This is a genomic window from Endothiovibrio diazotrophicus, assembly GCF_054657215.1.
Genome location: NZ_BAAHXB010000190.1, coordinates 1 through 5,090 on the forward strand (window position 1 = coordinate 1; position 5,090 = coordinate 5,090).

Here is a 5,090-nt window from a genome sequence, read left to right on the forward strand (position 1 = left end):
GTCGCGATGGTCCGGAGCACGGCGCCTCCAGCCGGAACAACCGTCGAAAGAACCGCACAACGGAGCCCTCCCAATGATCAAACCCACCCTAATCGCCGCCGCCCTGGCCCTGACGGTCGGCACCGCCAACGCAGCCGACTTCAATCAGGAGCTGGACGCGGTGCAACACGACTGGGCGATCGCCAACTACCGCACCGACAAGGCGCAGCAGGAGACCGCCTTCAAGAAGCTGATCAACGAATCCGAGGCCTTCGAGGCCGCCTATCCGCGGCGGGCCGAACCGAAGATCTGGCACGGCATCATCCTCTCCAGCTACGCCGGCGTCATCGGTGGCCTCGGCGCCCTCGACCAAGTGAAGCAGGCGCGCGACCTGCTGCTCGAAGCGGAGAAGATCGACCCCACCGCCCTCGACGGCTCCGCCTACACCTCGCTCGGCTCCCTCTACTACAAGGTCCCCGGCTGGCCGATCGGCTTCGGCGACGGCGACAAGGCGCAGGAGTACCTGAAGAAGGCGCTGCAACAAAACCCCGACGGCATCGATCCCAACTACTTCTACGGCGACTATCTACTGGAGGAGGGGGAATACAAGGAGGCGGTAGTGGCACTGAAGAAGGCGCTCGATGCGCCAGCCCGGCCGAAGCAGCCGGTCGCCGACCAGGGGCGGCGGAAGGAGATCCAGGTGGCGTTGGCCAAGGCGAAGGAGAAGGCCGAGGGGGGGAGTGGCTGGTAAGGCGTGCTGTGGTGAGACAACCGGGCGAGGCGGACCCGCCCGATGTCTCACCACCCGTCAAGCGAGTTACCTCTCCGCGGCCCGAGCCACCAACCCCGATACTATATTCTCTTTGCCCAATAACCCGGCTTTCTGCTGTTGTGCATGACGGCGACAACGTATGTCGTTTCATTCTCGAATCGGTAGATCACCGAAAAGGAAATTTACCAAGTAGCAAACGCCGGAAATCCATGTGGAACTTCGGCCAAGTCAAAGGGAGTTCGGCAATCGTCTGGTATGCCGCCTCGAGTTCATTCAAAAAATCATCACCCAGTCCGATTACTTGCTCCTCATACCAGTCGTACGACGACTGGACTTCATGCTCAACATCAGGGTGAAATATGATTTTATACATTACTTCGTTTTATTCGATTTTTTATCTCACTCCAGGACACCCCCTCAACGTCTCCTGACTTGAGTTCATTGAATCTCTTCTCCGCCAACTCCGCCCACGCTTGATCTACATTGTCGTCATGCCGAGTCTCGAGCGATGAGATAAGACAGTGAGCCACCAGAGCCTTCTCGTCCGAGGTAAGATTACCGATCTTTTCAATAATCAGTTGGAAATCCGCCGACATTTTTCGAACTCCACCAATACAACGCCTTTCCTGTAGGGTAGCACGAGGAGGTTGCTTGCGCCGCCTTTCCGACATCGCGTTACGCCAAACCTCGTCCCTGCCAAACCGGCAACAAAAATCTCGGAAACGCCCTTTTTCTGGCGTTGTTCGGGATTCTACACAACCATCCATTCATTGAGTTCCGCTCGCCGGCAATCGAAACCCTGTCGGTCATGGTCGCCAGTCAAAGGAAGAATCCGTATCGCCACACTTCGCGTCCTCGTACTCCTTCATGGCCAATGCAAACTTCGCGTTCGGCTCGGGAGGGTTTTCCAGCAGATCCAGGAACCGCTCGCAATCGCGACGGCTCAGACGGATGGTCCGCTCCCGCTCGACCACCGCATTGGCCTCCTTCATGGCGGACTGGACCAGAAACTGGTAACCGTTGACCCGGTCAATTCGGCGGCGTAACACAAGGTCGTATAGACCTCGTGCGGGACACGGGCGGCAATGCGTTCTTTCTTGGCTACGGAAGATTCCACGATCTACCCCTCCTGCGGGTCTTCGTCGGCCCAAGCATAGTGGTGACGTCAAAGTGGCGCCACCCGCTTGACGGGACGCGTTGGGCGAGACAAGACGTTGCCTCGAAGGACGGCTGCTCCGCCCCGCTCCCCGACGAGCGCCCCCTCGAGGCTGAACAAGGCGAGAGATAAAGCCCACGGAGGGTTTGGCTGGTAAGGTTGGCGGGATAGCGGCATCGGGTGCGGCGAACCCATCCTGCCTCCCAGGGCACCTATCCTACCCCGTGCAAAGCGCGTCATTCTGATAGGATCAGGGGGTGGAAGCGACCCCTGGGGTAGGATGATGAACAGACAGCGCGCCCTCGAACTACTCGCCCTCAGCAAGCCGGTGCTACAGGAGCGTTTCGGCGTGACCCGACTGGCGCTGTTCGGCTCGACCGCACGCGACACCGCATCCAGCCGAAGCGATGTCGACATCCTCGTGGACTTCGACGGCCCCGCCACCTCCAAACGCTATTTTGGCGTACAGTTCTACCTCGAGGATCTGCTTGGCTGTCCGATCGACCTGGTCACCGAGAAGGCCCTCCGCCCGGAACTCCGCCCTTACATTGAAGAGGAGCGGGTCAATGTCTGACACCCCTCGGCGAGAGTGGTGGTTCTATCTCGATGACATGATCGATTTCGCCGAAAAGGTCCGCGCCTACACCGAAGGACTCGACCAGTCGAATTTCGTAGCGACTGGACTCACCTATGACGCCACCCTACGAAATCTCGAACTGATCGGCGAAGCCGCCACTCACATCCCGGATGAAGTTCGGGCGGCGCGCGACGAAATCCCTTGGCGGATGATCATCGCCACCCGCAATCGCCTCATTCACGGATATCTCGGGCTCGACGACGACACCCTCTGGAGCATCATCCGAGACGACATTCCCGACCTGTTGGCGAGGCTTGAGGCGTTGCGGAACGAGGTGCGTCCATGACGACGGCAGCGTCAAGATTATCGACCGCATCTCCGCTCCACCGAGGCGATCAATCGACTTGACGAATGAGATCCGCACTTTTTCAACCGACTGATTGTCAAACGACTCAAACTCGTTTCCTATGCCCACGGGGGGGGTGATGATCGGTTATCAGCGTAGGCAAAGGCACACTACAGGGCACACTACAGGGCACACTACAGGCACACTACAGGGACACCCACGACAACGCTATCTCCGATCCGACCGCCGAACATCCGGGGAAAGGCAGTCGCGACAAGAGCCGCGGTGGCAGGTAAATGGTGCGCCTCCGTGTCTCAGCTCCGCTCCGCGCTCACGACGTTCGCCACCGCGACATGAACTCCACGGGATCGCGCCACGACCCGAAATGATCGTCAACATCTATCACAAACAAAAATTCAAACGATTTCACAGACAAATCGACGGGTTTCATACTCTCCTCCAACACCCACTTCGGAGGATGCCGCCATGGCCAAGACCGTCTCGTTCGCCGCCGTCCACTTCACCGTCGCCTTCTCGGTGGGTTACCTCATGACCGGTAGCGTCGCCATCGGCGGCGCGATGGCGTTGGTGGAGCCGGCGGTCAACACCGTCGCCTACTTCTTCCACGAGAAGGTGTGGGCCCACTTCACCGCCCACTCAGGGGCACATGGTGCGAGGGAGCCCGCCGAGGCCTTGCCGGCCGCCCCGTGAGCCCGCCGGTTTCGTCGAGAGGCCGGAGTCCGACGACGGTTCGGCCCCCGCGCCGCCTCCCTCGCGCCTTCCCATGGGTCAGGAGTGGTCTACAAATCGCTTGTCCCGCACATAGAGAACGTAGGAGTTGCCCTTTTGCATCTTGCGCTTCTCCACCTCGAAGAGTTCCGTGGCCTCTATCAGCTTGCTGAGTTTGTTGAATCCGTAATTTCTGGCGTCGAAGGAGCTCTGATTCCCGATATGCGAACCGACCGCCGCGATGGTCGTCCAGCCTTCGTCGTCGGCCGTCGCCGCCACGGCACTACGCAACAGGTTGCGAGCTACCGGGACACCCGCGGCAACGCCAACCGAAGGCAGAGAGTTTTGTTGCCTCGGGTGTCCCGCCTATCGCTATTGGCATATCCAGCCAACCGGTCGATCTCCAGCGCGCCGTCCGACAGCAGCACCCGGGCGACGAGGCCCAACGACGAAGCATCAAATACCTGTGAACAGAAGGTCCAAGGCGGCGAGAATCTCATCCCGGTGACCGTCGAGGGAACCGGCGGGAGGGTCGAGCCGTCGGTTCGGGATGCCAGCCAGTTCGGGGATGGAGAGCAGCAGGAGGCGCCCCTCGACCTCCAGGACCGGAGTCAGCCTGGAGATCGGATTGGAAGCCCCGCCCGCCCGGCTGGGATCAGCGGTGCGACGACAGGGGTGCCGAGGGGATCGAGCAGGTCGTTCTGAAGATCCAGCAGATAGGGTACCGTCTCTGAGGGAAGCGGGATCGGTATTGCGATAGACGTCGACCTGAGCCATCAAAATCGCCGAAGACGGTCGCTGAAGACCCCGGTCCTGCCTCTTACCCACGAATCGGCCATTTTTTTTTGGGTGTCCTGCTTGAGCTCAAATTTGCCACTCCGATGCCGCAGGATGCCGCTATCCAATACCTCAACGGCGTGCTGCTCCCCCTCTGCCACGTCAACTCCAGCGCCGAACTCTACGACCGCGCCCTGAGTCTCCACTGCCGGCTCCGCTACTCCCCCTACGACGCGCTGATCATCGCCGCCGCCCAGCATGCCGGCTGCGAGACCTTGTACAGTGAAGATCTCCAGCATGGCCACGTCATCGAACAACTGACGATTCTCAATCCGTTCATATAATTGAGTGTGGCTGGATGTGATGGTGGTTGGGGCGGATGTCCTGCTTGTGCTCTCCTTTTTTGATGATTAAAGTTGAAATGCAAAAGGAAAGACTTGACCCCCTGGCTGCGACAATGGCAAAGAAAAACACTTGGTTATTGTCGTTTTTTCGAACGAGGAGCCACCTCGTCCGCGGTTATCCGTTTATTGCCCGACCCAAGCTCCTTGCCCATGGCACTCGGGGCGAATTTCACCGAAGTGCGGACGAACGCCCTCGCCGACGCGACTGCGCCGAAATCGATTTCGCTCTTCCCGGCGCTAAAGGCTAACCGGAACGGAACGCAATTCCACCAGTCGTGTATGGACCCGCTCGAAGGCCGCAAAGGCCGGACAGTAGCGGCTCAGGCGAAACCATATCGCGTTCGTAGAAC

Annotated in this window: 10 protein-coding genes; 6 read left to right on the forward strand and 4 right to left on the reverse strand. The window is 59.5% G+C overall.

The window, feature by feature from the left end:
* Window positions 1–73: 73 nt before the first annotated feature.
* A complete protein-coding gene (locus tag ACYQ2W_RS25125; RefSeq protein WP_459873591.1) occupies window positions 74–730 on the forward strand; it encodes a tetratricopeptide repeat protein in 657 nt (218 codons plus the stop codon).
* 386 nt (window positions 731–1,116) lie between these two features.
* Here ACYQ2W_RS25125 and ACYQ2W_RS25130 read toward each other — a convergent pair whose 3' ends face one another.
* Both ACYQ2W_RS25130 and ACYQ2W_RS25135 read right to left on the reverse strand, forming a co-directional pair.
* Window positions 1,117–1,518: an addiction module protein gene (locus ACYQ2W_RS25130; RefSeq protein ID WP_459873593.1), complete on the reverse strand. Its 402-nt coding sequence runs from the start codon at window positions 1,516–1,518 to the stop codon at window positions 1,117–1,119.
* 39 nt (window positions 1,519–1,557) lie between these two features.
* The gene (locus tag ACYQ2W_RS25135) at window positions 1,558–1,743 is read right to left on the reverse strand and encodes a type II toxin-antitoxin system TacA family antitoxin (RefSeq protein ID WP_459873595.1); all 186 of its coding nucleotides are present in this window, start codon (window positions 1,741–1,743) and stop codon (window positions 1,558–1,560) included.
* Between the two features lie 447 nt (window positions 1,744–2,190).
* Between ACYQ2W_RS25135 and ACYQ2W_RS25140 the strand changes: the two genes are divergently transcribed.
* The 3 genes from ACYQ2W_RS25140 to ACYQ2W_RS25150 all read left to right on the forward strand — a co-directional run bounded on the left by ACYQ2W_RS25140 (window position 2,191) and on the right by ACYQ2W_RS25150 (window position 3,541).
* Window positions 2,191–2,481 carry a nucleotidyltransferase family protein gene (locus tag ACYQ2W_RS25140; protein WP_459873597.1) on the forward strand — a complete coding sequence of 97 codons (291 nt, stop codon included), beginning with the start codon at window positions 2,191–2,193 and terminating at the stop codon, window positions 2,479–2,481.
* Window positions 2,474–2,830, forward strand: coding sequence for a HepT-like ribonuclease domain-containing protein (locus tag ACYQ2W_RS25145; RefSeq protein ID WP_459873599.1), 357 nt, complete (start codon window positions 2,474–2,476; stop codon window positions 2,828–2,830). The genes ACYQ2W_RS25140 and ACYQ2W_RS25145 overlap by 8 nt, the downstream gene beginning before the upstream one ends.
* 486 nt (window positions 2,831–3,316) lie before the next feature.
* Window positions 3,317–3,541, forward strand: a complete 225-nt coding sequence (locus tag ACYQ2W_RS25150) for a DUF2061 domain-containing protein (RefSeq protein WP_459873601.1) — start codon at window positions 3,317–3,319, stop codon at window positions 3,539–3,541.
* A gap of 78 nt (window positions 3,542–3,619) precedes the next feature.
* Here the strand turns inward: ACYQ2W_RS25150 and ACYQ2W_RS25155 are convergent, their stop codons facing one another.
* Together ACYQ2W_RS25155 and ACYQ2W_RS25160 are read right to left on the reverse strand one after the other, a co-directional pair.
* The gene (locus tag ACYQ2W_RS25155) at window positions 3,620–3,838 is read right to left on the reverse strand and encodes an OST-HTH/LOTUS domain-containing protein (protein WP_459873609.1); all 219 of its coding nucleotides are present in this window, start codon (window positions 3,836–3,838) and stop codon (window positions 3,620–3,622) included.
* Window positions 3,839–4,015: 177 nt separating this feature from the next.
* Window positions 4,016–4,336 carry a CcdB family protein gene (locus tag ACYQ2W_RS25160; protein WP_459873603.1) on the reverse strand — a complete coding sequence of 107 codons (321 nt, stop codon included), beginning with the start codon at window positions 4,334–4,336 and terminating at the stop codon, window positions 4,016–4,018.
* A gap of 104 nt (window positions 4,337–4,440) precedes the next feature.
* On the opposite strand from ACYQ2W_RS25160, the gene ACYQ2W_RS25165 reads away from it, so the two are divergent.
* Together ACYQ2W_RS25165 and ACYQ2W_RS25170 are read left to right on the forward strand one after the other, a co-directional pair.
* On the forward strand, window positions 4,441–4,680 hold the full coding sequence (locus tag ACYQ2W_RS25165; protein WP_459873605.1) for a PIN domain-containing protein: 240 nt from the start codon (window positions 4,441–4,443) through the stop codon (window positions 4,678–4,680).
* A 93-nt stretch (window positions 4,681–4,773) separates the two neighbouring features.
* Window positions 4,774–5,090: hypothetical protein (locus ACYQ2W_RS25170; RefSeq protein WP_459873607.1), on the forward strand; the 317-nt coding region annotated here is incomplete at its 3' end.